The organism is Methylobacterium sp. Leaf89, from assembly GCF_001422215.1.
Classification (GTDB): Bacteria; Pseudomonadota; Alphaproteobacteria; order Rhizobiales; family Beijerinckiaceae; genus Methylobacterium.
The window spans coordinates 199,855-226,275 of the sequence record NZ_LMML01000029.1 but is presented as its reverse complement, the minus strand read 5'-3'; the positions used below and the strand labels follow the sequence as shown (position 1 = coordinate 226,275).

At 69.9% G+C, this 26,421-nt stretch carries 27 protein-coding genes and 1 riboswitch; of the genes, 8 read left to right on the top strand and 19 right to left on the bottom strand.

What is annotated here, in order from left to right:
* Positions 1-200: riboswitch (cobalamin riboswitch) on the bottom strand.
* Between the two features lie 76 nt (positions 201-276).
* Positions 277-588, bottom strand: coding sequence for a hypothetical protein (locus ASF18_RS16475; RefSeq protein ID WP_056273520.1), 312 nt, complete (start codon positions 586-588; stop codon positions 277-279).
* 307 nt (positions 589-895) lie between these two features.
* On the opposite strand from ASF18_RS16475, the gene ASF18_RS16470 reads away from it, so the two are divergent.
* Positions 896-3,193 (top strand): FdhF/YdeP family oxidoreductase, encoded by a 2,298-nt coding sequence (locus ASF18_RS16470; RefSeq protein WP_056353124.1) that lies wholly within the window; start codon positions 896-898, stop codon positions 3,191-3,193.
* Positions 3,190-3,495: a hypothetical protein gene (locus tag ASF18_RS16465; RefSeq protein WP_056211561.1), complete on the top strand. Its 306-nt coding sequence runs from the start codon at positions 3,190-3,192 to the stop codon at positions 3,493-3,495. The genes ASF18_RS16470 and ASF18_RS16465 overlap by 4 nt, the downstream gene beginning before the upstream one ends.
* 232 nt (positions 3,496-3,727) lie before the next feature.
* On the opposite strand, the gene ASF18_RS16460 is transcribed toward ASF18_RS16465, so the two are convergent.
* Together ASF18_RS16460 and ASF18_RS16455 are read right to left on the bottom strand one after the other, a co-directional pair.
* Positions 3,728-4,834, bottom strand: a complete 1,107-nt coding sequence (locus ASF18_RS16460; RefSeq protein ID WP_056353122.1) for an alkene reductase — start codon at positions 4,832-4,834, stop codon at positions 3,728-3,730.
* A 105-nt stretch (positions 4,835-4,939) separates the two neighbouring features.
* A complete protein-coding gene (locus ASF18_RS16455; protein WP_056211552.1) occupies positions 4,940-5,824 on the bottom strand; it encodes a CoA ester lyase in 885 nt (294 codons plus the stop codon).
* Between the two features lie 174 nt (positions 5,825-5,998).
* Here ASF18_RS16455 and ASF18_RS16450 point away from each other — a divergent pair, with 174 nt between their 5' ends.
* A complete protein-coding gene (locus tag ASF18_RS16450; RefSeq protein WP_056353121.1) occupies positions 5,999-6,328 on the top strand; it encodes a DUF167 family protein in 330 nt (109 codons plus the stop codon).
* 13 nt (positions 6,329-6,341) lie between these two features.
* On the opposite strand, the gene ASF18_RS16445 is transcribed toward ASF18_RS16450, so the two are convergent.
* The 8 genes from ASF18_RS16445 to ASF18_RS16410 all read right to left on the bottom strand — a co-directional run bounded on the left by ASF18_RS16445 (position 6,342) and on the right by ASF18_RS16410 (position 12,440).
* The gene (locus ASF18_RS16445) at positions 6,342-6,680 is read right to left on the bottom strand and encodes a hypothetical protein (protein ID WP_056353119.1); all 339 of its coding nucleotides are present in this window, start codon (positions 6,678-6,680) and stop codon (positions 6,342-6,344) included.
* Between the two features lie 43 nt (positions 6,681-6,723).
* Complete coding sequence (locus ASF18_RS16440) at positions 6,724-7,095, bottom strand: tRNA-binding protein (RefSeq protein WP_056353116.1); 372 nt, start codon at positions 7,093-7,095, stop codon at positions 6,724-6,726.
* 6 nt (positions 7,096-7,101) lie between these two features.
* The gene (locus tag ASF18_RS16435; protein WP_056211543.1) at positions 7,102-7,926 is read right to left on the bottom strand and encodes an FTR1 family protein; all 825 of its coding nucleotides are present in this window, start codon (positions 7,924-7,926) and stop codon (positions 7,102-7,104) included.
* A 47-nt stretch (positions 7,927-7,973) separates the two neighbouring features.
* Positions 7,974-9,416 carry a 4Fe-4S binding protein gene (locus tag ASF18_RS16430; RefSeq protein ID WP_056353114.1) on the bottom strand — a complete coding sequence of 481 codons (1,443 nt, stop codon included), beginning with the start codon at positions 9,414-9,416 and terminating at the stop codon, positions 7,974-7,976.
* Positions 9,417-9,450: 34 nt separating this feature from the next.
* The gene (locus ASF18_RS16425) at positions 9,451-9,792 is read right to left on the bottom strand and encodes a cupredoxin domain-containing protein (protein ID WP_056211540.1); all 342 of its coding nucleotides are present in this window, start codon (positions 9,790-9,792) and stop codon (positions 9,451-9,453) included.
* Positions 9,793-9,797: 5 nt separating this feature from the next.
* Entirely contained in the window at positions 9,798-10,361 is a 564-nt protein-coding gene (locus ASF18_RS16420) for an iron transporter (protein WP_056211538.1), read from the bottom strand.
* Between the two features lie 186 nt (positions 10,362-10,547).
* Positions 10,548-11,921: an MATE family efflux transporter gene (locus ASF18_RS16415; protein ID WP_056353112.1), complete on the bottom strand. Its 1,374-nt coding sequence runs from the start codon at positions 11,919-11,921 to the stop codon at positions 10,548-10,550.
* Between the two features lie 45 nt (positions 11,922-11,966).
* Complete coding sequence (locus tag ASF18_RS16410) at positions 11,967-12,440, bottom strand: DUF971 domain-containing protein (RefSeq protein WP_056211534.1); 474 nt, start codon at positions 12,438-12,440, stop codon at positions 11,967-11,969.
* Between the two features lie 161 nt (positions 12,441-12,601).
* Here ASF18_RS16410 and moaA point away from each other — a divergent pair, with 161 nt between their 5' ends.
* Positions 12,602-13,639, top strand: a complete 1,038-nt coding sequence (gene moaA / locus ASF18_RS16405; protein ID WP_056353110.1) for a GTP 3',8-cyclase MoaA — start codon at positions 12,602-12,604, stop codon at positions 13,637-13,639.
* Positions 13,640-13,715: 76 nt separating this feature from the next.
* Positions 13,716-14,582, top strand: coding sequence for an NAD(P)-dependent oxidoreductase (locus ASF18_RS16400; RefSeq protein ID WP_056354469.1), 867 nt, complete (start codon positions 13,716-13,718; stop codon positions 14,580-14,582).
* Here ASF18_RS16400 and miaA read toward each other — a convergent pair.
* A complete protein-coding gene (gene miaA, locus ASF18_RS16395) occupies positions 14,560-15,522 on the bottom strand; it encodes a tRNA (adenosine(37)-N6)-dimethylallyltransferase MiaA (protein ID WP_056353108.1) in 963 nt (320 codons plus the stop codon). The two genes, ASF18_RS16400 and miaA, sit on opposite strands and share 23 nt — an antisense overlap.
* Before the next feature lie 19 nt (positions 15,523-15,541).
* Here miaA and serB point away from each other — a divergent pair, with 19 nt between their 5' ends.
* On the top strand, positions 15,542-16,438 hold the full coding sequence (gene serB, locus ASF18_RS16390; RefSeq protein ID WP_056353105.1) for a phosphoserine phosphatase SerB: 897 nt from the start codon (positions 15,542-15,544) through the stop codon (positions 16,436-16,438).
* A gap of 357 nt (positions 16,439-16,795) precedes the next feature.
* Here the strand turns inward: serB and ASF18_RS16385 are convergent, their stop codons facing one another.
* From ASF18_RS16385 to ASF18_RS23780, 4 genes are all read right to left on the bottom strand, one after another.
* The gene (locus ASF18_RS16385) at positions 16,796-18,334 is read right to left on the bottom strand and encodes a DegQ family serine endoprotease (RefSeq protein WP_056353103.1); all 1,539 of its coding nucleotides are present in this window, start codon (positions 18,332-18,334) and stop codon (positions 16,796-16,798) included.
* Between the two features lie 106 nt (positions 18,335-18,440).
* Positions 18,441-19,394, bottom strand: coding sequence for a protease modulator HflC (locus ASF18_RS16380; protein ID WP_056211525.1), 954 nt, complete (start codon positions 19,392-19,394; stop codon positions 18,441-18,443).
* Complete coding sequence (gene hflK / locus ASF18_RS16375) at positions 19,391-20,563, bottom strand: FtsH protease activity modulator HflK (RefSeq protein WP_056211523.1); 1,173 nt, start codon at positions 20,561-20,563, stop codon at positions 19,391-19,393. Before hflK ends, ASF18_RS16380 begins: the two co-directional genes overlap by 4 nt.
* 75 nt (positions 20,564-20,638) lie before the next feature.
* Positions 20,639-20,875 carry a hypothetical protein gene (locus ASF18_RS23780; protein WP_156649896.1) on the bottom strand — a complete coding sequence of 79 codons (237 nt, stop codon included), beginning with the start codon at positions 20,873-20,875 and terminating at the stop codon, positions 20,639-20,641.
* Between the two features lie 166 nt (positions 20,876-21,041).
* Between ASF18_RS23780 and ASF18_RS23150 the strand changes: the two genes are divergently transcribed.
* Positions 21,042-21,734 (top strand): dihydrofolate reductase, encoded by a 693-nt coding sequence (locus ASF18_RS23150; RefSeq protein ID WP_082487648.1) that lies wholly within the window; start codon positions 21,042-21,044, stop codon positions 21,732-21,734.
* A gap of 9 nt (positions 21,735-21,743) precedes the next feature.
* On the opposite strand, the gene ASF18_RS16370 is transcribed toward ASF18_RS23150, so the two are convergent.
* Positions 21,744-22,538, bottom strand: coding sequence for a thymidylate synthase (locus ASF18_RS16370; protein WP_056353101.1), 795 nt, complete (start codon positions 22,536-22,538; stop codon positions 21,744-21,746).
* A gap of 107 nt (positions 22,539-22,645) precedes the next feature.
* The gene (locus tag ASF18_RS16365; protein ID WP_156649893.1) at positions 22,646-23,473 is read right to left on the bottom strand and encodes a CPBP family intramembrane glutamic endopeptidase; all 828 of its coding nucleotides are present in this window, start codon (positions 23,471-23,473) and stop codon (positions 22,646-22,648) included.
* A gap of 450 nt (positions 23,474-23,923) precedes the next feature.
* On the opposite strand from ASF18_RS16365, the gene ASF18_RS16360 reads away from it, so the two are divergent.
* Positions 23,924-24,592: a ClpXP protease specificity-enhancing factor SspB gene (locus ASF18_RS16360; protein ID WP_056353100.1), complete on the top strand. Its 669-nt coding sequence runs from the start codon at positions 23,924-23,926 to the stop codon at positions 24,590-24,592.
* A 365-nt stretch (positions 24,593-24,957) separates the two neighbouring features.
* Here the strand turns inward: ASF18_RS16360 and ASF18_RS16355 are convergent, their stop codons facing one another.
* Positions 24,958-26,367, bottom strand: a complete 1,410-nt coding sequence (locus ASF18_RS16355) for a cytochrome P450 (protein WP_056211514.1) — start codon at positions 26,365-26,367, stop codon at positions 24,958-24,960.
* Between the last annotated feature and the right edge of the window lie 54 nt (positions 26,368-26,421).

The following is a 26,421-nucleotide window of genomic DNA, read 5'->3' as shown; positions in this document are numbered from 1 at the left end:
GTGACCACGACTGACGGCAGGTCTCCTGGCTCGCGGGTCACCGCCCTCTCATCGTCTTCCCAGATGTCGAGACACCCAGTGACGTGCTGATGAGGAACTCGCCGCTTACAGTTGCGGGGGCAGCCGCGGCGTTGGAGCAAAACTCCTCACCGCGTTCCCTTTTGATCCTCCGGGGAGGAACCGTCCGACGCCAGGAAGCCCGACACGCGGTGACGGCGTCAATGGCCGCGCGGGGTTTTCGGGCCGGTGTGCCCGGCAGGCGACAGGCGTCGGGCGTCAGGGTCGGTCATCCGGTTTCCGCGCCGGCGCGCGCCGGTGGCCCGTGCCGGCCAGGACCGCGCCACCGGCCGCGAGGCCGAGGAGGATCCATTTCAGGGGAAGGCGCTCCGCGCCCTCGCTGCGCTGGGGCGCAGTCACCATGTGGCCCGGCGGAAGCTCCACGCCGGGCTTGCCGTAGGCCTGCGCGTCGGCGATCTGCTCGGCCGACACGGCCCATTCGGCGCCCATCTGCCGGTCATGCGCCATCACCGCGAGGCCGACCGCGAGGCCGACGGCCGCCGCCGCGAAGATCCTCACCGGCGTCCGCATCTCCCCCGCTCCCGTCTTCCCCGCTTTCCAGCGGCCGATCCGGCCCGAGGGTTAGGCGATCGACCCGCCCTCCGCCAGGGACCGGGGCCGGAGAGGAAGGTCCCGATTGTCCGCATTGCGGCCTGGAACGGTTTTAACCCGGTCTTCATCGGCTCTGCAAAAAACGCATGGGACCCCTAACGGCATGACTGGCCTGCGTTTTCGCGCGATTGAGCGCGCGCTGTGCATCGCGATATCGCTGGGGCGAGACTGCTCCGCTTCGCGGCCGATCGTCGGCCATGCGAGCCCTGCCCCTCAGGACCCCGTCATGGATCATCCGGTCGCGACCCCGAAGCGCTCCTCCGCGGCTGGCGGCTGGGGGGCCCTGAAAAGTTGCGGCAAGCACCTGCTGGGAAGCCGGGCGCCCCTGTCGGGTGCGCGCGCCATGCTGAAAGCCAACCAGCCCGACGGCTTCGACTGTCCCGGCTGCGCCTGGGGCGATCCGGCGCACGGGTCCTCGTTCGAGTTCTGCGAGAACGGCGTGAAGGCGGTGTCCTGGGAGGCCACCGACAAGCGCACGCCGCCGAAGTTCTTCGCCAAGCACACCGTGAGCGCGCTGCGCGGCTGGACCGACTACGCCCTGGAGGGCGAGGGCCGCCTGACGCATCCGATGCGCTACGACGCGGCCAGCGACCGCTACGTCGCCACGACCTGGGACGCCGCCTTCGCGGAAATCGGCGCCACCCTGCGCGGGCTCGACCACCCGGACCAGGCCGAGTTCTACACCTCGGGCCGCGCCTCGAACGAAGCCGCCTACGTCTACCAGCTCTTCGCCCGGCACTACGGCACCAACAACTTCCCCGACTGCTCCAACATGTGCCACGAGGCCAGCGGCATCGCCCTCCAGGCGGCCATCGGCGTCGGCAAGGGCACCGTGCTGCTGGAGGATTTCGAGAAAGCCGACGCGATCTTCGTCGTCGGGCAGAACCCCGGCACCAACCATCCGCGCATGCTCGGCGACCTGCGGCGGGCGGCCCAGCGCGGCGCGAAGGTCGTGGTGTTCAATCCCGTGCGCGAGCGCGGGCTGGAGCGCTTCGCCGACCCGCAGAACACCGTGGAGATGCTGCGCGGCGCCAGCGCGCCGGTGGCGAGCCACTACTACCAGCCACGCCTCGGCGGCGACATGGCGGCGTTCCGGGGCATCGCCAAGGCGGTGTTCGCGGCCGACGATGCGGCCCTGGCCGCCGGCCAGCCGTCGCTGCTCGACCGGACCTTCCTGCGCAACCACACCGCGGACTACGAGGCCTACCGGGCCGCCGTGGACGCCACCCCCTGGGAATCCATCGAGGACCAGTCCGGCCTGGCCCGGGCCGACCTCGAGGTCGCGGCCGGGGTCTATCTCGCCGCCGACAAGGTGATCTGCACCTGGGCCATGGGCGTGACCCAGCACCGCCACTCGGTGGCCACCGTCCGGGAACTCGCCAACGTGATGCTGCTGCGCGGCCATGTCGGTCGCCCCGGTACCGGCCTGTGCCCGGTGCGCGGCCATTCCAACGTGCAGGGCGACCGCACCGTCGGCATCAACGAAAAGCCGCCGGCCGCCCTCCTCGACGCCCTGGAGCGGGAATTCGGCTTCACCGCCCCGCGCGCGCACGGCCACAACGTGCTCGCCGCCATCCGAGCCATGCTCGACGGCTCGTCGAAGGCCTTCATCGGCCTCGGGGGCAACTTCGCCCGCGCCACGCCGGACACCACCCTTGTGGCCAAGGCCCTGGCCTCCTGCGAACTCACCGTCCACATCGCGACGAAGCTCAACCACTCGCACCTCGTGCCGGGCCGCGTCGCCTACCTGCTGCCCTGCCTCGGCCGCACCGAGATCGACCGGAACGCGAAGGGCAAGACCCAGATCGTCACGGTCGAGGATTCCATGAGCATGGTCCACGGCTCGGGTGGCATCAACAAGCCGGCCTCGGCCGAGCTGCGCTCCGAGATCGGCATCATCGCCGGCATGGCGGCGGCGACGGTCGGTTCCGCGCGGGTCGACTGGGCGGCCCTCGCCGACGATTACGACCGCATCCGCGACCTGATCGAGCGTACGATCCCGGGCTTCACCGGCTACAACCTGCGCGTCCGGCGCCCGCGCGGCTTCATGCTGAAGAACCTCGCCGCCGAGCGCAGCTTCGAGACGCCCACCGGCCGGGCCAACTTCTCCGCCGATCCCCTGCCCGAGGCGACGGAGCACCAGCGGGCGAAGCGCGCGAGCGACACCTTCGTGCTTCAGACCTTCCGCAGCCACGACCAGTACAACACCACGATCTACGGCCTCGACGACCGCTACCGCGGCGTCTACGGCGAGCGCCGCGTGGTCTTCGCACACCCGGACGACCTGGCCGAGATCCGGGCCCGAACGGGCGACCGGGTCGACATCGTCGGCACCCATGACGACGGCGTGACCCGGGTGGCCGAGGATTTCCGCCTCGTACCCTTCGACATGCCGCGCGGATCGCTCGCCGGCTACTACCCGGAGCTCAACGTCCTCGTGCCGCTCTCCACCTTCGGCGAGGGCAGCGACACGCCGACCTCGAAGTCGGTGCTGGTGCGCCTGCGCGCGCCGGCCGCCGCATGAGCGAACCGCCGGCCGACGCGGAGACCTTCCTGGCGGCCACCGACGCGGTGGTCGCCCTCCAGCCCGGACTCTCGACCCTGGAGGCCGGCATTCTCGCCGCCCTCCACCTCGACCTCGCCCGCGATAGCCGCAGCTTCGCCCGCGTCTTCGACCTGGAGCACGCCCTGGTGCTGCGCGCCGTCGAGACCCTGGCGAGCGAGGCGGGACTCCTCGCCCTGACCGACCGGAACGCGCGGACCCAGCGCACGCGCTACGTTGCCAGCCCGGCGGGGGATGCGGTGCTGGCGCAGTTGCACGGGTGATGTCGGGGCAACGAGCCTCTTTGCACGCGGACGGCGCCTACCTGACCGACTATCGCGGGTGCTTGCCGCGCGATCCCTCTCCCCTCTGCGGGAGAGGGTGCCCGCGAAGCGGGTCGGGTGAGGGGCACCCGTTGTCCGGAGGGGTCGCCCCCTCTCCCGCCTGCTCCGCAGGCACCCTCCCCCGCAGCGGGGGGAGGGTGGCGCACGACACCCAACGCGCCAAGCCTTCCGCTCAGCGCTTGATCGCCACCGGGCCGTTCATGCCCGGCCAGTCCGAGTAGCCGTTGGCGCCGCCGCCGTACCAGTAGGACTTCGGGGCCTCGGCCAGGGGGGCACCGGTTTTAAGGCGTTGCACCAGATCCGGGTTGGCGATGTAGGGGCGGCCGAAGCTGAAGAGGTCGGCGCGGCCCTCCGCGAGGTCCTTCTCGGCCAGCTCCAGGGTGTACTGATTGTTGCCGATATAGGCGCCCTGGAAGCGCTCGCGGATCTGGCCGAAATCGACCGAGTCCGGCACGTCGCGGGTCTGCTGCGTCACGCCCTCGATGGTGTGGACGTAGAGCAGGCCGAAGGCGTTCAGGGCTTCCACGTAGGCGCCGAAGGTCGCCTTGGGGTCGCTGTCGAGGGGGGTCTTGCCGGGCTCGGTGGTGGCGGGCGACAGGCGGATGCCGACCCGGTGGCCCCCGCCCCAGACCTCGGTCACGGCCTTCACCACGGCCAGCGGGAAGCGCAGGCGGTTCTCGATCGAGCCGCCGTACTGGTCGGTGCGGTGGTTGGTGGAATCGCGCACGAACTGCTCGAGCAGGTAGTTGTTGGCCGAGTGGATCTCGACGCCGTCGAAGCCGGCGCGCTTGGCGTTCTCGGCGGCCCGGCGGTAATCCTCGACGATACCCGGGATCTCGTCCGTCTCCAGCGCCCGCGGCGTCACGTGCGGCTGCATGCCGGATTCCGTGAAGGCCGTGCCCTCGGGCTTGAGCGCCGAGGGGGCCACCGGCAGTTGTCCGTCCGGCTGCACGTCGGGATGCGAGATCCGGCCCGTGTGCCAGAGCTGGAGGAAGATCAGGCCCCCATTGGCGTGCACGCCGGCGGTGACGGGCTTCCAGGCCTCGACCTGCGCGTCGCTCCAGATCCCCGGCGTGTAGGCGTAGCCCACCGCCTGGGGCGAGATGTTGGTGGCCTCGCTGATGATGAGGCCGGCATTGGCGCGCTGGGCGTAGTAATCCACCGCGAAGTCCGGCGGGACGCCCTCGGTGGAGGAGCGGCTGCGGGTGAGCGGCGCCATCACGACGCGGTTCTTCAGGGTGAGGTCGCCCAGGGTGAAGGGCGCGAGGATCGGGCTCATGCGGTCGGCTGTGTCCTGGATGGGACCGGGCACGAAGCGGTGCCAGGCATCAGCCGGGACAAGCACCGGCGCCGAAGGGTGTTCCCGCCGGCGCCGGACGCGGCTTCAATACCCCTTGGCGGCGATCGCTTCGCGCCAGTTCACAGCCCGGCGGGCCATGCCGATGTGCTGGCGCTCGTACATGCGGCCCTCGATCTTGATCGCGCCGCGCTTGGCGTTCTCCGCGCGGTCGAAGGCCTCGATGACGAGGCGGGCGCGGCGGACCTCCTCGTCGGAGGGGGCAAAGCAGGTGTTGGCCGGCTCGAGCTGGTTGGGGTGGATCAGGGTCTTGCCGTCGAAGCCGAGGTCGCGGGCCTGCTGGCACTCGGCCCGGCAGCCTGCCACGTCCTCGATGTCGTTCCAGACGCCGTCGAGGATGGTCAGGCCCTCGGCGCGGGCGGCCGCCAGGGTGAACATCATCCAGGGCAGCATCGGCACGCGGCCGGGCACGAGCTGGGCCCAGGTGTCCTTGGCGAGATCGTTGGTGCCCAGCACGAAGCAGGTCAGGCGGGTGCGCCGGTCGCGCTGCGCCTTGGCGATCTCCTGGATGTTGAGGATCGCCGCCGGGGTCTCGATCATCGCCCAGACGGCGATGCTCTCGGGGGCGTCGAGGGCTTCGAGGTGGTTGGCGATGCTCTCCAGCACGGCCGGGGAGGACACCTTCGGCATCAGGATCGCGTCGGGGCGGGCCTGGATCGCCGCCTTGAGGTCGGCCTCGCCCCAGGGGGTCTGGGGGGCGTTGACGCGGATGATGATCTCGCGCTCGCCGTAGCCGCCGCCCTTCACCGCAGCGCAGACCTGCTCGCGCGCGACGTCCTTGGCGTCGGGCGCCACCGCATCCTCCAGGTCGAGGATCAGCGAATCCGCCGACAGGGTCTTGGCCTTGTCGAGCGCTCTCTGGTTCGAACCGGGCATATACAGCACGCTGCGGCGCAAGCGGAGGTCGGACATCTGGCGTTCCCGTGATTTTCGCTGAAGCTTAGTGCAACACGTCAGGCGAGACACCCCGATACCGCCGGATTGACGTGGCATTCCAGCGATTTTGTTGCAACGCACGCGGCGAACGCGGCCCGCCCCTGTCCGGCGACACGGATTTCGGGCCGGGCCTTGGAGGGTCGGATACGGATGAGCGAGCCCTACCAAGTGACCCCGGACGGCCTGCGCCTCGCCCTGCGCCTGACACCGCGGGCGGGCCGCGACGGGCTGGACGGTCTGGTGGCGGATGCGGAGGGGCGCGTCGCCCTGCAGGTGCGCGTGGCCGCGCCGCCCGTCGCGGGCGCCGCCAACGCGGCGCTGCTCGCTTATCTGGCCAAGGCCCTGAAGCTCCGCCGGTCCGATATGCGGATCGTCTCCGGCGAAACCGCCCGCCTCAAGATCGTCGCCCTGTCCGGCGACGGCGCGGCGCTCGCCGCCCGGCTGGCCGCGTGGACCGAAGGTGCCACCCTGCGCCGGTAGGGCGGTGACGCCCTCAGTGGCGGAGCGGGGCGGTCAGGCTGAACACCACCGTATAGTCGGGGTTCTCGACCACCGGGTCATCGGGGGAGAGCTGATACGAACCGGGATCGGCCGGCTCGATGGCTTCGAGGATCGGCACCATCGTGAAGGCCGCTGCGCCGTCGAAGGGCCGGATCGTGATCCCGGCCTCGGCATCCACCGTCTCGACGCGGCCGAAGACCTGCTCGCGGCGGATCAGGGTTCCGTCGTGGTCGAGATAGGTTATGCCGACGAAGAGCGTCGCGCCGATCAGCTGATCGGCGAACCCATCGTCCCACTCGATGCCGGATTCGTCGTGTCCGAGGTCGCTCATGCGGCAGGGATGGCGAAAAACCGACCGTCCGGCAACCCGCCCCTCAGAACAGGCGGCTGCCGTTCGGCACGGTCTGGTCGGGGCGGACCAGCACCACGGCCCCGTTCGGATCGGCGAATCCGAGAGTCAGCACCTCCGACAGGAACTTGCCGATCTGGCGCGGGGGGAAGTTCACCACGGCGGCGACCTGCCGGCCGGGCAGGTCCTCGGCCCGGTAATGCTCGGTGATCTGCGCGCTCGACCGCTTGGTGCCGATCGCCGGCCCGAAATCGATGACGAGCTTCAGGGCCGGCTTGCGCGCCTCCGGGAAGGGCTCGGCCGAGACGACGGTCCCGACGCGGATATCCACCGCCAGGAAGGCGTCGAAGGGGATGGGCGGGGCGGCCGGTGCATCGGCGGGGTGGGTGACGTGCATGGACGCTCAGGCGGTGCGGAGCTGGCGGCGCTTGCCGGTGGACGACACCTGCATCAGCGCGACCATGACCAGGATGGTGCCGAGATAGACCAGGACCTGCATGCCGCTCGGGCGGTCTGTGTAGCCCACGAGGGCGTGGAGCACGCGTCCGACGAGGCTGTCCTCCCGCAGGACGGCGGAGGTGTTCCACAGGGGCCGGTCGAGCACGGTGATCAGGCCCGCATTGGTGAGGAACTGCGCCGCCTGCGCCGCGAGGCCCGCCGCCAGCAGGACGATGAGGCCGCTCGTCACCGAGAAGACGTAGCGGGTCGGGATCGCGGCGAGGCCGAAATAGCTCACCGAGGAGGTCGCTGCGCCGACGGCGACGCCGGCCAGGGCGCCGAACTGGATGTCCGGCCCGGAGGTGCCGGACGCCACGAGGCCGTAGAGGAACAGCACGAGCTCCGCACCCTCGCGCAGGATCGCGGCGCCGACCACCAGGGCGAGGCCGGCGGCCGTGCTCTGGCCGGTGCGCACCGCCTCGCCGGCGGCCCGCAACTCGCCCGCGAGCTCGCGCCCGTGCTTGGCCATCCAGGTGTTGTGCCAGATCAGCATCAGCACCGCGACGATGAGGACGCCGGCGTTGAGGATCTCCTGCCCCGCGCCCTCGAAGGCGTCGGAGATGCGTTCGGCGAAGAGCGCCACCAGGGCCGCGCCCGCGAGGCCGCCGAGGACGCCGAGGGCGATCCAGCGGCCCCGCCCGGCGATGCCGCGGGTGGCGGCGAGTACGATGCCGATGATGAGGCCCGCCTCGATGACTTCGCGGAAGGCGATGACGAAGGCTCCGATCATGCGGAGAATTCCTTTACGAGTTCACGGTCGCGGCCGAGACGGCCGCCCTACCAGATCCAGAACAGCAGCACCCAGCCGGAGACCGAGAGGGCGCAGGCGGCGGCGATGCCGAGGGTCGCCCCGAAGCGGCGCAGGCCCCGCGCCGAGAGGCCGGCCACCGACCAGGCGAGCCAGACGCTCCACAGGCTGGTGCCCAGCAGCAGCGCGGCGCGCATCTCCGAGACGTAGGGAATGAGGATGCCGTCGCCGCGCAGGAAGGTGACGGTCAGCGCCGAGAGGCCGAGGAACACGCCGCAGCCCGCCACCGGGATCAGCGCCTGGGTGAGGTGGTGGAAGCGGGCCCGCGACCAGCCGAGGGAAAGGGTGGCCAGGGCCACGAGGCCCGAGAGGGAGACGCCGAGGACGATCGCGGCGGCGGCGATGTAGCCCAGCAGGAGCCCGCCATCGAGGAGGCTGAGCACGTCGTTGTGCTCGGGATAGTTCGTCAGGATGTACCAGGGCAGCGTGGTCTCGAGGGGCCAGGTCGTGCCGCGCTCGATCAGCCAGGTGGCCAGCGCCTGCTTGACGTCGATGAACCAGGGACTCGACGACCACTGGAAAGCGCCGACGGCCAGGCCCATCATGCCGAACAGGATCAGCACGGTCTGGTCGAGGCTCGGCTCGGTGCCGGCGACGTGGACGATCTCGTGGGTGGGCGAGCGCCGGGCGAGGCGCACGGCCCCGCGATAGCCGGAGCAGCGCCCGCACATGTGGCAGGCGCCCGCGCCGGTCATCGTCTTCACCGGCACCAGCGGCGCGCAGTTGAAGGTGTCCCCGCGCGGCTTCGGCGAGGCCGCCCAGCCCGCGTGATCGACCTGAAAGCTCACCGGCGCGAGCTTGGCCAGCACCGCGAAGACGCCGTTGACGGGGCAGAGGTAGCGGCACCAGACCCGCTTGTTGCGGCCGTAGAGCAGCCCGACGACGATCGCCGCCACGGTGGAGCCGCCGAGCACCGCCAGCACGGGTTTGGGGTAGCCGTAGACGCTGACCATCTGGCCGTAGACCGTGGTCCCGGCGAAGGCGATGAACGGCCAGCCGCCCCAGGTGATCCAGCGCGGCACGGCGCGGCCCAGGCTCCAGCGGCTGGCGAACTCGGTCAGCGCCCCCTCGGGGCAGAGGATGCCGCACCAGGCCCGGCCGACCACCACCATGCTCACCAGCACGAAGGGCCACCAGATGCCCCAGAAGGCGAACTGGGCGAAGACGGTCAGGTTGTTCCACAGGTGCGCGCTGCGGTCGGGCAGCGGCAGGAAGGCCGGCACCGCGACCAGCACGAGGTAGACGCCGACCACGCCCCACTGGATGGCGCGGATCGTGCCGCCGTAGCGCTGCATCCACTGCCCGAGTTCCGCGAGCTTCGCGTCGATCCAGGCATCCCGGACGTCGCGCGGCGTCCGGGCGCCGCGCGGGGAGCCGGCGTCGTGCGGCTTGAGGGACGTCGAGGCTGCCATTCCGGTTGGGTTCGCCAGGGTTATCGGAGCCGCATCACTTCGCCACCAGGGTGGCCTTCGAGTTGGGATGGAAGTCGTCGAAGACGTCGTAGCGGCCGGGGTCGACGGTGCGGAACACGATGGAGGAGGTCGCGCCCGCGGCCAGCGCCTTCTCGCGCTTCAATTCCACGCTCTCGAACTCCACCGGGCTGGTGCCCGTGTTGGTGATCTCGAGCTTGAAGCGGGTGTTGGCCGGGACCTCGATGACGTCCGGGGTGATGGTCCCGTCCTTCATCTCAACCTTGATGACCGGCAGATCCTCGGCACGCGCCGGACCGGCGGCGGCCAGTAGACCGGCCGCGAGGGCGGCGGTCAGGGTTCGGGAGAGAACGGCCATGGGGCTCAGTAGGCTCCCTTCTTGCCGATACCCGCGAAGGTGAAGTCCTGGATCAGGTCGAAGGGCTTGAACCACTCGGCAACGCCGGTCTCCTTGTCGACGTGGCGACCGAAATGGCTGTGCGGGCCGGGCGGCGCGACGGTGAGCTTGAGGCGGTAGCGACCGGGGCCGGAGAGCTTGACGTTGTCGCCGTAATGCGGGCCGTCATTGGCGACCATCGGCATCAGCGAACCGGTCACCTTCGGCCCGGTGGCGGCCTCGCCCTCCAGCTTGGTGATCTCGAAGCTGACCGTCAGGGACGGCACCCAGTCGCCCTCGGCGAAGCCGTTGCGGTTGTCCTTCGCCGCGTGGATGTCGGCCTCCAGATGGATGTCGGACGCGGCTGCGGCGCGCATCATGTCCGGCGGATCCATCTCGATCGGCTGCAGGTAGACGGCCCCCACCTCGATCCCGTTCTGGGTCACGTGCGGGCCGATGGGCGTCTCCTTCGCCTGGGCCCCGCTCCCGAGGGAGACGGCGCCGGCGACGAGAACGACCAGGGCGAGGGAGGAGCGGAGATTCTTGCGCATCGTGTCTAGCGCGTAGACCAGACGATAAACCAAGCAAAGAGGCTTTTTCGTCACGTTCCTTAATAAGAACAATTCCAAACTAAAGCTCTACCTGAGCGTCCAAGTAAACCCTGATGCAGTCGCGGTCGCTGATCTTGCTCGTGACTGACGCTGCCAATGCCGGCACGCCGCTGTGCCGGACCCGCGTCACGCAGGCGTGAAGTCAACCGCGTGCTTCTCCCGAGGGATCGCGCCCGCCGGAGAGAAGGTCCGCCGCGTCAGGCCCGGATAGGCCAGCGCCTGGCTGATTCCGCGCCCGGCCAGCAGGATCAGGAACGAGAGCCAGAGGCCGCCATTGCCGAGGCCGGCCGCGTGGGCGGCGAGGAGGGCGAGGCCGTAGGCCGCGCTCGCCACGAGCATGAGGTTGCGCATCGCCCGGGTCCAGGTGGCGCCGATGTAGATGCCGTCGAAGGCGAAGGGCAGCGCCGCCAGGAAGGGCGCCAGGGCCGCCGGCAGCAGGTAGAGCCGGGCCATGGCCCGCACCTCCGGGCTCGTGGTCACCGCGTCGATGAAGGCGTTGCCGGCGAGGAGGAACCCGCCCGCGATGGCGCCGCCGAAGGCGAGGCACCAGAGCAGGCTCAAGGTGGCGGCGCGGCGGAAGCGGGCCTCGTCCCGGGCGCCCACCGCCTGGCCGCACAGGGTCTCGGCGGCGGTGGCGAAGCCGTCGAGGAAGAAGCCGCCGATCATGAAGAGATTCCACAGGACGGCGTTGGCCGCCAGCACCACGTCGCCCGAGCGGGCGCCGAGCGCCGAGAACAGGGTGATGCAGCCCACCAGCAGCAGGGTCCGGATCATCACGTCGGCGTTGACGCTGAGCATCCGGGCGAGCGCCAGGGGATCGCGCACCACCCGGAACGGCACCGCGAAGGGGCGCGAGCCGAGCCGCGCCAGCAGGAGCAGGCCGAGGCCGGCGCCGGCCGCCTCCGCGATCAGGGTGGCGAGCCCGGCCCCGGCGACGCTCATGTCCGCGCCGAGGACCAGGGCCAGGGTGAGGACGATGTTGGTGAGGTTGATGGCGACCTGCAGGATCAGCCCGAGATCGGTGCGCCCGCGCCCCAGCACCGAGCCGAGGATGGCGTAGTTCGCCAGGGTGAAGGGGGCCGCGAAGATGCGGATGTGGAAATAGGCCGCCAGCGCGGCGATCACCGCGGGGCTCGCGCCGCTCAAGGAAAAGGCCGTCCGGCCGATCGGCCCCTGCAGCCCCACGATCACCAGCCCGACCACGACGGCCGCCGCGAGGGCGCGGGCCAGCGTCCGGTCGACCTCGGCGCGGTCGTTTGCCCCCACCGCCTGCGCGGTCAAACCGGCGGTGGCCATGCGCAGCGAACCGAACGACCAGAAGATCGCATCGAAGATCACCGCGCCCAGGGCCATGGCGCCGAGGAGCGCGGCATCGCCGAGCCGGCCGATCACGGTGGCGCCGACGAAGCCGAGAAGCGGCGTCGTCACGTTGGCGAGCGTCATTGGCAGCGCGAGCGCGAGGACGCGCCGGCTCGTCGCCGGGCTGGTCGAGGGCGTCATATCGATGGGGTCCTGCAGCGGCCTTCCGGGCGGCGGTCGATCCGTTCAGTGGCAGCCGCAGCCGCTGCCGCAGCTTCCGCCGCCCTCGCTCGGGGTGGGGGTCGGCTTCGCGGCCCGGCGAACGGGATCGCGACTCAGGCCCCGATCCTCCAGCTCGGACAGGTAGGTCGCCCAGCGGTTCCGGTACTCGCGCCCGAGATCGTAGAGGTAGCCCCACCCGAACAGACCGGTGTCGTGCATGTCGTCGAAGGTCAGCTTGACGGCGTAGTTGCCGATCGGCTCGACCTTGAGGATCGCCACGTCGCGCTTCGCCCCGATCACCTTGCGCTCGGAGGGCGAGTGCCCCTGGACCTCGGCCGAGGGGCTCGAGACCCGGAGATACTCCGCCGGCAGGGCAAAGCGGCCGCCATCCTCGAAGGCGACGTTGAGGGTGCGCTTGTCACCCGAGAGGCGGATCTCGGTGGGCCAGCGCTCGGATGCGGCCGGGGCCGCGTGCGGATCGACAGCCTGTTGAGTCATGATGGCTTCCTTCCGGCCGCGTCGGCCGCACGGGTTGCATGGCCCCTGCGACCGACGCAAACTTGCCCGCGAGGGTGCGAGACCTCATATGACGTGCCATGTTAGGTTCGTCACGCGACCGCGCCAACGTTTCCTCACCCCAACAGAGCACAGAATCCCGCATGTGGGGTCCCCGCGCCACCGACGACGCTGCCCCGATCGCGCCCGCGCCGCTGATCGACCCGTTCCAGCGGGCGATTACCTACCTGCGCATCTCGGTCACCGATCGCTGCGACCTGCGCTGCGTCTACTGCATGTCCGACGACATGCAGTTCCTGCCCAAGCGCGACCTGCTCTCCCTGGAAGAACTGGACCGGCTCTGCGCCGTGTTCATCCAGCGCGGCGTGCGCAAGCTGCGCATCACCGGCGGCGAGCCGCTGGTCCGCCGCGACATCATGCACCTGTTCCGGCGCCTGTCCCGCCACCTCGATACGGGCGCGCTCGAAGAGCTGACGATGACCACCAACGGCACGCAACTCGGCCGCTTCGCGCCCGAACTCGCCGAACTCGGCGTGCGCCGCGTCAACGTCTCCCTCGACACCCTCGACCCGGACAAGTTCCGCACCGTGACCCGCCGGGGCGACCTGAAGGTGGTGCTCGACGGGATCGAGACGGCGCGCAAGGCGGGCATCAAGGTCAAGATCAACGCGGTGGCGCTGAAGGGCGTCAACGAGGACGAGATCGCCGACATGATCGCCTGGGCCCACGGCGACGGCATGGACATGACTCTCATCGAGGTCATGCCGCTCGGCGAGATCGAGGGCGACCGCACCGACCAGTTCCTGCCCCTCTCGGTGGCCCGCGCCCGGCTCGAGCAGCGCTACACGATGACGCCCCTGCCCGACCGCACCGGCGGCCCGGCCCGCTATGTCCGCATCGCCGAGACCGGTGGGCGCCTGGGCTTCATCACGCCGCTGACCCACAATTTCTGCGAGAGCTGCAACCGGGTGCGCCTGACCTGCACGGGCAAGCTCTACATGTGCCTCGGCCAGGAGGATGCGGCCGATCTCCGCGCGGTTCTGCGCGCCTCGCCCGACGATGCCCTGGTGACCCAGGCGGTGATCGACGCCATCGCGCGCAAGCCCAAGGGCCACGACTTCGTCATCGAGCGGGCCCGCCCGGCCGCCGTGCCGCGCCACATGAGCGTCACCGGCGGATAAGTCTTCGCGATGGTTTGACGCTCGGGAGCATCGCTCCTAGACCCCGCTCGTATTCAGGATACGAGCGGAGATGATGATGGCGAAGGTCGCGTTTCTGGGCCTCGGCGTGATGGGCGGCCCGATGGCCCGCCACCTCGCCGCCAAGGGCCACGAGGTCACCGTCTACAACCGCACCGCCGCCAAGGCCGAGGCCTGGGTCGCCGCCCATGGCGGCGCCTTCGCGGCCACCCCGCGCGTGGCCGCCAAGGGCCAGGCCATCGTCTTCGCCTGCGTGGGCAACGACGACGACCTGCGCAGCGTCACCCTCGGCGCGAACGGCGCCTTCGCCGGCATGGAGAAGGGCGCGGTCTTCGTCGACCACACCACCGCCTCGGCCGAGGTCGCCCGCGAGCTCGCCGACGCCGCCGGGGCCGCCGGCCTCGGCTTCATCGACGCCCCCGTCTCGGGCGGGCAGGCCGGCGCCGAGAACGCGGCCCTCACCGTGATGTGCGGCGGCGAGGCCGAGACCTATGCGGCGGTCGAGCCCGCGATCCTGTGCTTTGCCCGCGCCAGCCGCCTGATGGGCCCGGCCGGCTCCGGCCAGCTCACCAAGATGGTCAACCAGATCGCCATCGCGGGGCTGGTCCAGGGCCTGTCCGAGGCCGTGCACTTCGCCAAGCGCGCGAACCTCGACGTCGAGGCCGTGCTGGAGGTGATCTCCAAGGGCGCCGCCGGCTCCTGGCAGATGGAGAACCGCGGCAAGACCATGAACGCGGGCAAGTTCGACTTCGGCTTCGCCGTGGACTGGATGCGCAAGGACCTCGGCATCCTCCTGGCCGAGGCCCGGCGCAACGGGGCGCAGCTGCCGGTCACCGCCCTGGTCGACCAGTTCTACGCCGACGTGCAGGGCATGGGCGGCAACCGCTGGGACACCTCGTCCCTCATCGCCCGCCTGGAGAAGTGAGCGCCGCCTGGGCCAGCCCGAGGGCCTCCTCGGGCGGCGTCCAGAGCCAGTCCGGCCCCATCTGGTGCCGGAACCAGGTGAACTGGCGCTTGGCGTAGCGCCGCGTGTCGCCCTGCCCGCGCCGGAGCGCCTCCGCCCGCGACAGCGTCCCGTCAAGATGGGCGATCAGGCCCGGCACCCCGTGGGCGCGCATGATCGGCAGCAGCGGGTCGAGGCGCCGGTCGCGCAGGGCCTCGACCTCGCCCAGCGCCCCGTGCCCGATCATCGCCTCGAAGCGCGCGTCGATGGCCCGGCGCAGGGCCTCGCGCTCGGGGGCCAGGAACAGCTTCACGAGCGGCAGGCCGGACAGCGGCCCGGGGGTGCGGGCCCCGTGGAATTCCGCGATGGGCCGGCCGGTCGCCGCGAACACCTCGAGGGCGCGCATCACCCGCGCCCGGTCGCTGGGGCGCAGGGCCGCCGCCCCGGCCGGGTCGCGCTCGGCCAGATCGGCGTGAAGCGCTTCCGTCGCCCGGCCCTCGGCCCGCGCCCGCAGGGCCGACCGGACGTCGTCCGGCACCGGCGGCAGCTCCGAGAGCCCCTCCTCCAGAGCGCGGAAATACAGGCCGGTGCCGCCGACGAAGATCGGCAGGCGCTTCTCCGCGCGCAGCGTGCCGATCAGCGGCGCCGCCTCGCGGGCGAAGTGCCCGGCCGAGTAGTTCACCGCGCCGTCCACGTGGCCGTAGAGGCGGTGGGGCGCCTCGGCCTCCTCGGACGCGCTCGGCCGGGCGGAGAGCCGGCGCAGGTCGGCATAGACCTGCATCGAGTCGGTGTTGATCACCACTCCGTCGAAATCGCGGGCGAGCGCCAGCGCCAGGCCCGACTTGCCCGAGGCGGTCGGCCCTGCGATGAGGATCGCCGCCGGCAAAACCTGCGCGTGCGTGCGTTGCGTGACCGGCGACACTGGCGTGGAAAACTCCCGGATGACCCTCGTCGCGATCCTGATAGCAAACGAGAGCCGCCCCGCCATCACCGATGCGGTGCTGGCCGAGACCCGGGCGGTACTGCGCACCGAACACCAGCCCCGCATCCTGCATGGCGAGGTCGCCGCCGAGGTGCTGGTCCCCGGCGCGTCCGCCGATGCGCCGGCGCTGGCCCGGCGCCTGCGCGCGGCCCTGGCCTCCGAGCCGATCGACGTGGCGGTGATCGAGGCCGGTCCGCATCGGCGCAAGCGCCTGTTCCTGGCCGACATGGACTCGACCATGATCGAGCAGGAATGCATCGACGAGCTGGCCGACACGATCGGCCTGAAGGACCGGGTCGCCGCCATCACCGAGCGGGCGATGCGGGGCGAGATTGCCTTCGGCCCGGCCCTGCGCGAGCGCGTCGCCCTGCTGCGGGACGTGCCCGTGGACACGATCGACGCGCTGATCGAAGCGCGCATCACCCTGACGCCGGGCGGACGCACCCTGGTGCGGACCATGAAGGCCCATGGCACCCACACCTGCCTGATCTCCGGGGGCTTCACCCTGTTCACCGGGCCGGTCTCGGCCCGGATCGGCTTCGACGAGGCCCATGCCACCACGCTGGGCATCCAGGACGGCCGGCTCACCGGGGAGGTGATCGAGCCGATCGTCGACAAGGAGACGAAGCGCGCGACCCTGGTCGCCCTGCGCAGCCGCTTCGGCCTCGACGCCGCGGAGACCCTGGCGGTGGGCGACGGAGCCAACGACCTCGACATGCTCGCCGAGGCCGGCCTCGGCGTCGCCTTCCGGGCCAAGCCCAAGGTGGCGGCCGCCGCGCAGGTGCGCATCGACCACGGCGACCTCACGGCGTTGCTCTACCTGCAGGGGTATTCGTCGGCCGAATTCGTGGGCTGAGCGGCGCCGCCATGCCGGGGCACCTTGGGCGGCCCCGGAATGACATGGTGCTGCGCGCGGGTTTCCGGCCTGACCACAGCCGACACCGCGCCGTCATTCCGGGGCGCCGCAGGCGAGCCCGGACCCGAAGGGGCGCGCCAACGGCGTGCAATCCAGAACCGCCGACCTTGCGAGACCTTGCGCCACCTGTGTTTCTGGATCCCGGGCTCCGCTGCTCGGCCCCGGGATGACGGGGAGCGATGGGACATGCTTCGGCCGGTGAATCGGCCGGCTGCGAATCAGAGTAGCCCCACCTACCAAAACAAAACCGCCGCCCTCTCGGGCGGCGGCTGGATGTGTCCGAATGGCGTCTGGGAATCAGTCGATCCCCAGCGCCACGAAGCGGACGTCGCCGCTCGCGCTGGCGACCAGGAGCAGGACGGACCTGCGGCCATCCTTCTTGAGTTGGTCGATGCGCTTGCTGACGTCGGCGGGTGCGTTCACCGCCTCCTGCCCGACCTCGACGATGACCTCGCCCGGCTTGATCTGCTTGTCGGCCGCCGTGGAGTTCGGATCGACGCGGGTGACGAGGACGCCCTTGAGGCTGTCCTTGAGGCTGTAGCGCTTGCGGGCCTCGTCGGTGATGCCCGACAGGTTGAGGCCGAGCACCTGGCGCACGGCGCTCTCAGCCTCCGGCTGCTTGACGCTGGCGAGGGTCGGCTTCTCGGTGTCCTCGAGACGGCCGAGGGTGACCGACTTCGTGGTCTCGGCGCCCTTGCGGATCACGAGCACGTCCACGACCTTGCCGACCGGGGTCGAGGCGACGATCCGGGGCAGGTCGCTGGACGACTTCACCGCCGTGCCGTTGAACCTGACGATGACGTCGCCGATCTCGAGGCCCGCGGCCTTGGCCGGGCCCTTCTCGTCCACGCCGGCGACCAGGGCGCCCTTGACCCCGTCCTTCATGTCGAGGGCTTCCGCCGTGGTCTCGTCCACGTTCTGGATGCGCACGCCGAGCCAGCCGCGGCGGACCTCGCCGAACTCGCGCAGCTGGTCGATCACCTGGGACGCGTTGTTCGAGGGCACCGCGAAGCCGATACCGACCGAGCCGCCGGTGGGCGACAGGATCGCCGTGTTGATGCCGATGACCTCGCCGTTCATGTTGAACAGCGGACCGCCGGAATTGCCCTTGTTGATGGCAGCATCCGTCTGGATGTAGTTGTCGTAGGGGCCGGACTCGATGTTGCGGCCCCGGGCCGAGACGATGCCGGCCGAGACCGAGCCGCCGAGGCCGAAGGGGTTGCCGATGGCGATGACCCAGTCGCCCGGACGCATTTTCTCGGAGTCGCCGAAGGGCACGGCCTTGAGGGGCTTGTTGGCCTCCGGCTTCACCCGCAGCACCGCGAGGTCGATCTTGGCATCCTTGCCGATGATCTCCGCCTTCAGCTTGGTGCCGTTGTGCAGGATGACCTGGATGTCGTTGGCGTCGCCGATGACGTGGTTGTTCGTCACCACGATGCCGGACGCATCGATGATGAAGCCCGAGCCCAGCGAGTTCGACTTGCGCTGCTGCGGCTTCGGGCGGTCGGCCTCGCTGCGGTCGCCGCCGCCGCGCTGGCCGCGCTTGTTGAAGAACTCCTCGAACAGGTCCTCGAAGGGCGTGCCCTGTGGGAGCTGCGGGCCGGAGCGGGCGTTGGGCCGGGCGTCGACCGTGGTCGAGGCCGAGATGTTCACGACCGCGTCGGTGACCTGATCGGCGAGGTCGGCGAGGGATTCGGGGCCCTTGGCGAAGGCCGGGGCCGGGGCGCCGGTCACGGCGAGGGCGGTCGCCAGCGCGGCGGCGGCGAGGGCAGAGCGCAGGCTGCGCTGAAGCGCTCGGGAACGGGGCGCCCGGACGGCGCTCGCGACGGGAACCATAATCGACCTCATCTGTCTCAAGACGTCCTTAGATCGTCTCCGCCGTCCGCCGATCAAGAGTCCGGCGGCGAACCGGGGTCCGCCGCCGGAGCGTCATGGTGACCGCTCAGCGCAGCGTGCCGGTGGAGCCGGGCTCCGCCGGCGCGCGCGTGCGGGCGGCCGGCGTCGCCGGGGTCCGGCCCTGCGGATCGCTGAAGTAGCGGAAGAAGTCCGACGAGGGGCTGATCACGAGCCGCGTGTCGGAGCCCTTCAGGCCGGTCTCGTAGGCCTGCATGGAGCGGTAGAAGCTGAAGAAGTCCGCGTCCCTGCCGTAGGCTTCCGCCAGGATGCGGTTCTTGTCTGCGTCGCCCTGTCCGCGCAGGGTCTCGGCCGTCTGGTTGGCCTCCGAGAGCAGCACGGTGACGTCGCGGTCGGCCTTGGCCTTAATCGTGACCGCGGCCTGCTCGCCGGTGGCCCGGATGTCGGCCGCCTCGCGCTGGCGCTCCGTCGTCATGCGCTTGTAGACCGCCGAGCTGTTCTGGGCCGGCAGATCGACGCGGGTCATGCGCAGGTCGACGATCTCGACGCCGAGCTCCTTGGCCTGCCGGTTCACGTCGGCCTGGATCTGGTTCATCAGCTCGGCGCGCTGGGTCCGGACGATGGCGTCGCGGGTCGAGCGGGCGAGCAGGTTGCGCAGGGCCGAGTTGGTGAAGCTCGCCAGCAGGGTGTTGGCGCGGGCGATGTTGTTGGCCGACTGGTAGAACTTCAGCGGATCGATGATCCGGTAGCGCGCGAACGCGTCCACCTCGAGGTTCTGACGGTCGGTGGTCAGCAGGGTCTGGACCGGGAGATCAAGGTCGAGCACCCGCTTGTCGAACAGGACGACGTTCTCGAAGAACGGCAGCTTGAAGTAGAGGCCAGGCTTGTCGGTGCCGGTCTGGTTCAGGACGGCGCGGACGCCGCCGAAGCGGAGCACCAGGGCCTGCTGCATCTGGCCGACGGTGAAGACCGAGGCGTAGAGGCCGACGGCCACGGCGGCCGCCACGATCATGAGGCCGGTGCGGAGGGCTTGGTTGTTCATCGGGCCACTCCACCGGCAGCGTTGCGGGGACCGAACTCGGTCAGCGGCAGCACCGGCAACACGCCGGCAGCACTGGCGCCGGTGCCGGCACCGGCTCCGTTCTGGTCGATGATCACCTTGTTGACCGAGCCCAGGACCCGCTCCATCGTTTCGAGGAAGATGCGCTCGCGGCTGATGACCGGGGCGACCTTGTAGGAATCGTAGACCTGGGTGAAGCGGGCGGCCTGACCGGTCGCGTCGGCGGTGGACTGCGTCTTGTAGGCTTCCGCCGCCTGGATGATCTTCTGCGCCTCACCCTTGGCGAGGGGCACCTTCTGGCTCTCGTAGGTGCGCGCATCGTTCTTGGCGCGCTCGGCGTCCTGCTGCGCCGCGTTCACGTCGAAGAAGGCGGGCCGCACCTCCGGCGGAGGCTGCACGCTGACGAGCTGCACGAGCTCGATGCGCACGCCGGCGCCGTACTCGTCGAGGGCCTTCTGGGTGATCTCGCGGACCTCCTGGGCGACGCTCGACTGCTCGTTCGTCAGGATCGGCTGGATGTTGCGGCGGCCGACGACCTCGCGCATCGCGCTCTCGGCGATGGCCTTGATCGTCCCTTCCGGGTTCTCGAGGTTGAAGACGAAGTCGGACGCTTTCAGGGGATTGATGCGCCACTGCACCTCGAAGTCGAGGTCGACGATGTTCTCGTCGCCCGTGAGCATCAGGCTCTCCTCGGGCTTGTCGACGGTGCGGCTCTGGTTGCCGAGCCCGGCGCGGTAGCCGATCTGCACGCTGTTGACCTGGCCGACATTCGGCTTGGTCACGGCGCCGATGGGGGCCGGGAAGTTGTAGTTCAGGCCCTGGCCGGTGGTGCTGAGATAACGGCCGAACACCGTCTCGATGCCCACCTGCTGCGGCGCCACGGTGTAGAACCCGGTGGCGAGCCAGACGGCGACCACGATGCCGCCGGCGATCAGGAGGCCGCGGCCTCCACCGAACGATCCACCCGGGAGCACCCCGCGCAGGCGGTCCTGGCTGCGCCGGAGGAGGTCCTCGAGGTCGGGCGGGGTCTTGCCACCGCCGCCGCCACCGCCGCCCCACGGGCCACCCCCGCCGCCATTGCCGCCGCCGCCTCGGCCCCAGGGCCCTCCCCCGTTGCCGCTACCGCCGCCGCTCTGATTGCTCCAAGGCATGCTCGCCGATCTCTCCTGTTCCAGCAGCGTCTGCGCCGCACACGAAGCCCACCCGCGCTCCCCGTCCCGGCCTCCTCAGGAGGCGGGCCGAATCTCCCCCGCGTGGACAAGAGTGTTGATCTCGTCGTGACCCGACCCCGGCACCTGCGTGGGCGCACCGGATCCTGTCAAGATTGCCACTTGGGCATCGGGCCGCCATTCCGCAACAGCGACATAGCGCTCCGCTTGAACCTTGGTCACGGGCCGGAGGATAAAGCCGCCAGCATCATAAAACACGCTTTCTTCCTGGTTTGGCAAACGCACCAGAATCATGGTTGACGTGCCGCTGAGGCGCAGCGCGCTTCCGCAGGATTGTTGGTCAGGGCCGCGTGCCGCCCCCTCTCCTATGAGACCTCCACGCAAACTTAACCGCTTGCGCTCATCGTCGACGAAATTCCGGCAAGCTCAAATCGCCTCGGCCTCAAAACGAAATTGAGTAATGAAACCGATCGAACGCCTGATGCCGTCAATTTCATATATCGTGGCTCGGAGCAGTCCCGGTGGTGTAATCGGCTGCGAAAATCAGTTGCCCTGGAAGCTGAAGACAGACATGAAGTTCTTCCGGTCTGTCACGCAGGGCCATGTCGTTATCATGGGCCGCAAAACATTTGAATCTCTCGGTCGACCACTTCCAAACCGCACAAATATTGTTCTTTCGACAGAAAAAGGTGCGCATTTCGAAAATACAATATGGGTCAACACCCGCGAAATGGCACTATATATTGCTGACTTCTATTCTATTATTGCCGGTAAATCTGAGATATTCGTTATCGGTGGAGCTCAGATCTATAAAGTATTTGATCAACTTTTCACTAAAATCTATCTAACAGAAGTATTCCACCATTTTCCGAATGGTGACGCATACTTCAATACAAAATTTGACTTGCGAGAATGGGACGTTATTCAAAATCAGAAGCACACCGCTTCAGATCTTGACGAATTTGATTTTCAGATTTTAGTCATGGATAAGAAAAGAAAGTATACCAGAGCTAGAAACATCTCCGAATTTTACGTAGATAACGAAGTTCCTCAAATTAAGAAAGATCTACCGAAATTAACGAAAAATCTTAGCAGCGACACGCTGGGCGTAGGGGAACAGATTTCCCTTCCCTTCGCAAAAAGGGTCGCTTGAAATTGTTTGTCAGACGGCCACCGGGGCGCGGATCGCCGGATGGGGTTCGTAGCCCTCGACCGCGATGTCCTCGAAGCGGAAGTCGAACAGCGAAGTCACGGCCGGGTCGAGCACGAGGCGCGGCAGCGGACGCTGCGCCCGCGTCAGCTGCAGCCGGGCCTGCTCGAGGTGGTTCACGTAGAGGTGGGCGTCCCCCAGGGTGTGGATGAAGTCGCCGGGCTGCAGTCCCGTGACCTGCGCGATCATCGCGGTCAGGAGGGCGTAGCTCGCGATGTTGAAGGGCACGCCGAGGAACACGTCGGCCGAGCGCTGGTAGAGCTGGCACGAGAGCCGCCCCTCGGCGACGTAGAACTGGAACAGGCAGTGGCAGGGCGCCAGCGCCATCCGGTCGAGATCGGCCGGGTTCCAGGCCGAGACGATGAGGCGCCGGGAATCCGGGTTGCGGCGGATCTCGTCGAGCACCCAGGCGATCTGGTCGACGCTGCCGCCGTCGGGCTTGGCCCAGGAGCGCCACTGCCGGCCGTAGACCGGCCCGAGGTCGCCGTTCGCATCGGCCCACTCGTCCCAGATGCTCACGCCGTTGGCCTGGAGGGCGCGCACGTTGGTGTCGCCCGTGAGGAACCACAGCAGCTCGTGGATGATCGAGCGCAGGTGGAGCTGCTTGGTCGTCACCAGCGGAAAGCCCTCGCCGAGGTCGAAGCGCATCTGGTGCCCGAACACCGAGAGGGTGCCGGTGCCGGTCCGGTCGTCCTTGCGCACCCCGTCCTGCAGGATGCGTTCGAGAAGCTGGTGATAGGCGTGCATCGCGGCTCCGAGGCGGGGGCTCCCGGAATAGCCCGAAGCGCCGGGGCTGGCGAGGTCGCGGACCGGGGCGTCAACAGGTCGTGCCGTCCCCGGACCGCGCTCCGGCCTCAGCCGACCGCGGGCCCGAGCACGTAGGCGATCATCGCGAGGTTGCTCCAGGCGTGGAGCAGGATGCCCGGCCAGAGCCGGCCGCTGCGCCAGCGGACCCAGCCGAGGATCAGCGCCAGGGGGATCAGCGAGACCGGCCGGGCGAACCCCGCGGGCGTGAGATGCGCCCCGGCGAACAGGAGCGCCGTCGCCAGGATCGCGCCCCGCGCCGTAAAAACCTCCCGCGCCCGGGCGAACAGGGCCCCGCGCATCAACAGTTCCTCCGCCACCGGGGCCAGGACGAGCACGTAGGCGAACCACAGGGCCGCCGCGGCCGGGGTGAGGCCGGGAGACAGGGCCGTGTGCCGGCCGATGGGCATCCGGAACAGATCGGCGATGCCGGTCACCCAGGTGATGTGGATCACCGGCCAGGCCAGCAGGATCACGGCGAAGCGGCGCGCCGTCAGGCCGGGCGCGCCGGGCCCCCAGGGCGCCGCCGCCGGCGCCACCAGGGCCAGGGTCCGGCGCCAGGCGGCGCCGTCGCGCCAGCGCACCGCGACGACGACGAGGAGGGCCAGGACCCCCTGCCGCACCACGTCCACCGCCAGTTCCCGCATGGCGAGCTGGCGCGGATGCAGGCGGGGACGGTCTCCGCCCAGGAGCGCGATGCCGTCGATCCAGTCGCCGCCGACCCGCACGATCACCAGGGCGAGGAGGGTCGCCACCGCCAGCGCCAGGAAGGCCGCGAAGGCCAGCCCGACGAGCGCCGTCGCCGCGCCGAGGCCGGCACGGACCCGGGAAGGCCGGAGGAGCGCGGAGGCGGACCAGGCCGCCGGCGCCTCGGGCATCGGCGCACCATCATCGGGCTTCAAATGCGGCGGCACTCCCACTATAATCAAGGCGTTGGCCGAGAGGCTCGGCGAGGACGGGGATCCGGCGGCGCCGGAACGGCTTCGAGGCCCGAACGGTAACCCGGCAGCCCCTTTCCGGACCACGGGCTTTTGGACGCAAGGGCCCGAGGCTCGACAGGCCCCGGCTTTTGGCGGAAGCTCGCTCCGGTGCGGAGATCTCGGTCGGGGCCGCGACGGGCGACCGCCGCGTCGCGGAACGGTGGTTCTGGGTAGCGGACGGACTTGGTAGCGGACGGACTTGGTAGCGGACGTCCGGATGGCCGCGACGGCCGTTCAGGCAGGGTTCTGGGAGGGTCGGGCACCGGCATTCCCATTCGATTTTCATCCGACCCGGAGCGCCATCGCGGCGTGTGACGGCGGGCAGTGACCGGGCATAAGCGACCGCAGATGGCAGACGACCTGATCCGCTACGATCTTCTGGTGCAGGACGCGCTGCGCGGCGTGGTGCGCAAGGTGCTGACCGACGCGGCCCGCGAGGGTCTCGCGGGCGAGCACCACTTCTACGTCTCGTTCCGCACTGAGGCGCCGGGCGTGCGCATGTCGCAGCGCCTGCGCGAGAAATATCCGCAGGACATGACGATCGTGCTCCAGCACCAGTTCTGGGACCTCGGCGTCACCGAGCACACCTTCGAGGTCGGGCTCTCCTTCTCCGGGGTGCCCGAGCGCCTGCTGGTGCCCTTCGACGCCCTGACGGGCTTCTTCGACCCCTCCGTCCAGTTCGGCCTCAAGTTCGACCTCAGCGAGGGCACGGAGACGGCCGCCGCCGAGGAGGATTCGGAGGAGGCGCCGGCTGCGGCCGGAAAGACCCCGCCCCGGGGTGCCGCGTCCGAGCCCACCGAGATCAAGCCGAAGGGCACGGGCCTCGCCACCATCGGCAGCTCCGTCCCCAAGATCGGCGCCGGCACCACCCCGGTGCCCGCCGCGGCCCAGGCCGCCAAGGGAGCCGGCAAGTCGGAGGACGGGACCGAAGCCAAGCCCCCGGCGAAGAAGGCCGAGGACGGCACCGAGACCAGCGCCGAAGTCGTCAGCCTCGACGCCTTCCGCAAGAAGAGCTGAGCGAAGCGGCGCCGACGCGGGCGCTCAACGAAAAAACCGCATCGTCATTCCGGGGCGCCAAAGGCGAGCCCGGAATCCAGAGCCGCCGACGGCGTCAATCCTGGCACCCCCTGTGCGTCTGGATCCCGGGCTCCGCTGCGCGGCCCCGGGATGACGCGGTGTTTCGCGCAGGTATGTCCTCCGATCCCGGTTGGACTGAGACGACGGCCCTTCGGACAGCGAAACGCGTCTCTTTCCCCCTCGCGGGGAGAGGCGAGGCGTGGGGGTCGCTCCGCCAGTCCCCGCCCGTCGAGGGTCGCCCAACCACCCCCACCTCCAACTCCTCCCCGCAAGGGGGGAGCAGGGTTATGTCGAGCTTCCAGCCCTCACCCCCGGGGGTTCACCGTCATGTGCAGCCCGTGCTCCGGGCGCAGGGTGACGCGGTGGAGCGGGACCACCGGGGCGTGGTCGTCGGCCAGGGTGAAACGGGCGGCGCGGGCGATGTGGGCCAGCACCACCACCGCCTCCTGCAGCGAGAAGTTCTGGCCGATGCAGACGCGGGGGCCGGCCCCGAACGGCAGGTAGGCGAAGCGCGGGATCGCGGCCCGGGCCTCGGGCAGGAAGCGCTCGGGCATGAAGGCGTCCGGCTCCTGCCACAGGGTCCGGTGGCGGTGGAGCACGTAGGGCGCCACCATCACCAGGGAGCCCTTGGGAATCTTGATGCGGCCGATCCGGTCCTCCGCGATGGCCTGCCGGCTCAGGAACGGCACCGGCGGGAAGAGCCGCATGGTCTCTTCCATCACGGCCCTGGTGTAGGGCAGCGCATCGGCGTCGAAGTCCTGGTCCGCCGGAACGGCATCGACCTCCGCCTCGATCCGCGCCTGGGCGGCGGGGTCCTGCGACAGGCAGTAGAGGGCCCAGGTCAGGGCGTTGGCGGTGGTCTCGTGGCCGGCCGCGATGAAGGTGACGATGTTGGCCTTCACCTCGAGGTCGGTGAGGCCCTTCCCCGTTTCCGGGTCCTGCGCCTTCAGGAGAAGCGTCAGCAGGTCGGCCGGCGCGGTCCCCTGCGCGATCAGGGCGCGGCGACGGTCGATCAGTTCGTCTACCACTTCGGCGAAGAAGCGGATGGCGGGCCGCGCCCGCAGGCGGCCGATGCGGGGCACGAATCCCGGCACCCCGAACACGTCGAGGGGATCGATCGGCCCGACGGATTCGAGGAAGCGGGTGATCGCCCGGCCCAGGGCGTCGGGGTCGCTGGCGAGGCCGTGGGTGAAGATCGTCCGCTCCAGCACGTCGAGGGTGACGCGGGTCATCTCCAGGGCGACGTCGATGCGGGTGCCGTCGCGGCGGGCCAGGCGGCGGGCGATGCGGGCGCCGGCGGCGTTCATGGCTCCGTTGAAGCCGAGCACGTGCCGGGCGGAGAAGATCGGCGCCAGAGTCCGGCGCTGCAGCTTCCATTCCTCGCCCTCGGCGGTGAGCAGCCCGTTGCCGAGGCCGGGGGCAAGGACCCGCCGCTGCAGGTCGTCCTTGCGGTAGTTGGCGGCGTTCTCGACGTAGAGGTAGCGGATCAGGGCCGGGTCGCTCACCACGGTGACGCGCCCGAGGGCGCCGTCGGCGGCCACCACCGGCTTCTCGAAATGCACGTCGAGCCAGGTCGTCAGCGGGTTGGCGCGGGCGGCCTTAAGGAAGCCGAACAGGCCCGGCTGCTCGCGCAGGGGTTTCGGGACCGCCGGGCGGAAGCGGACCGGCACGGGGGCATCGACAGGGGCTTCGACGCGGGCGGCGGCACTCGACATAAACGACAACTCCGGGCCCGGGCTGAGGGCTGACAAGCCATGACAATTCAGCGC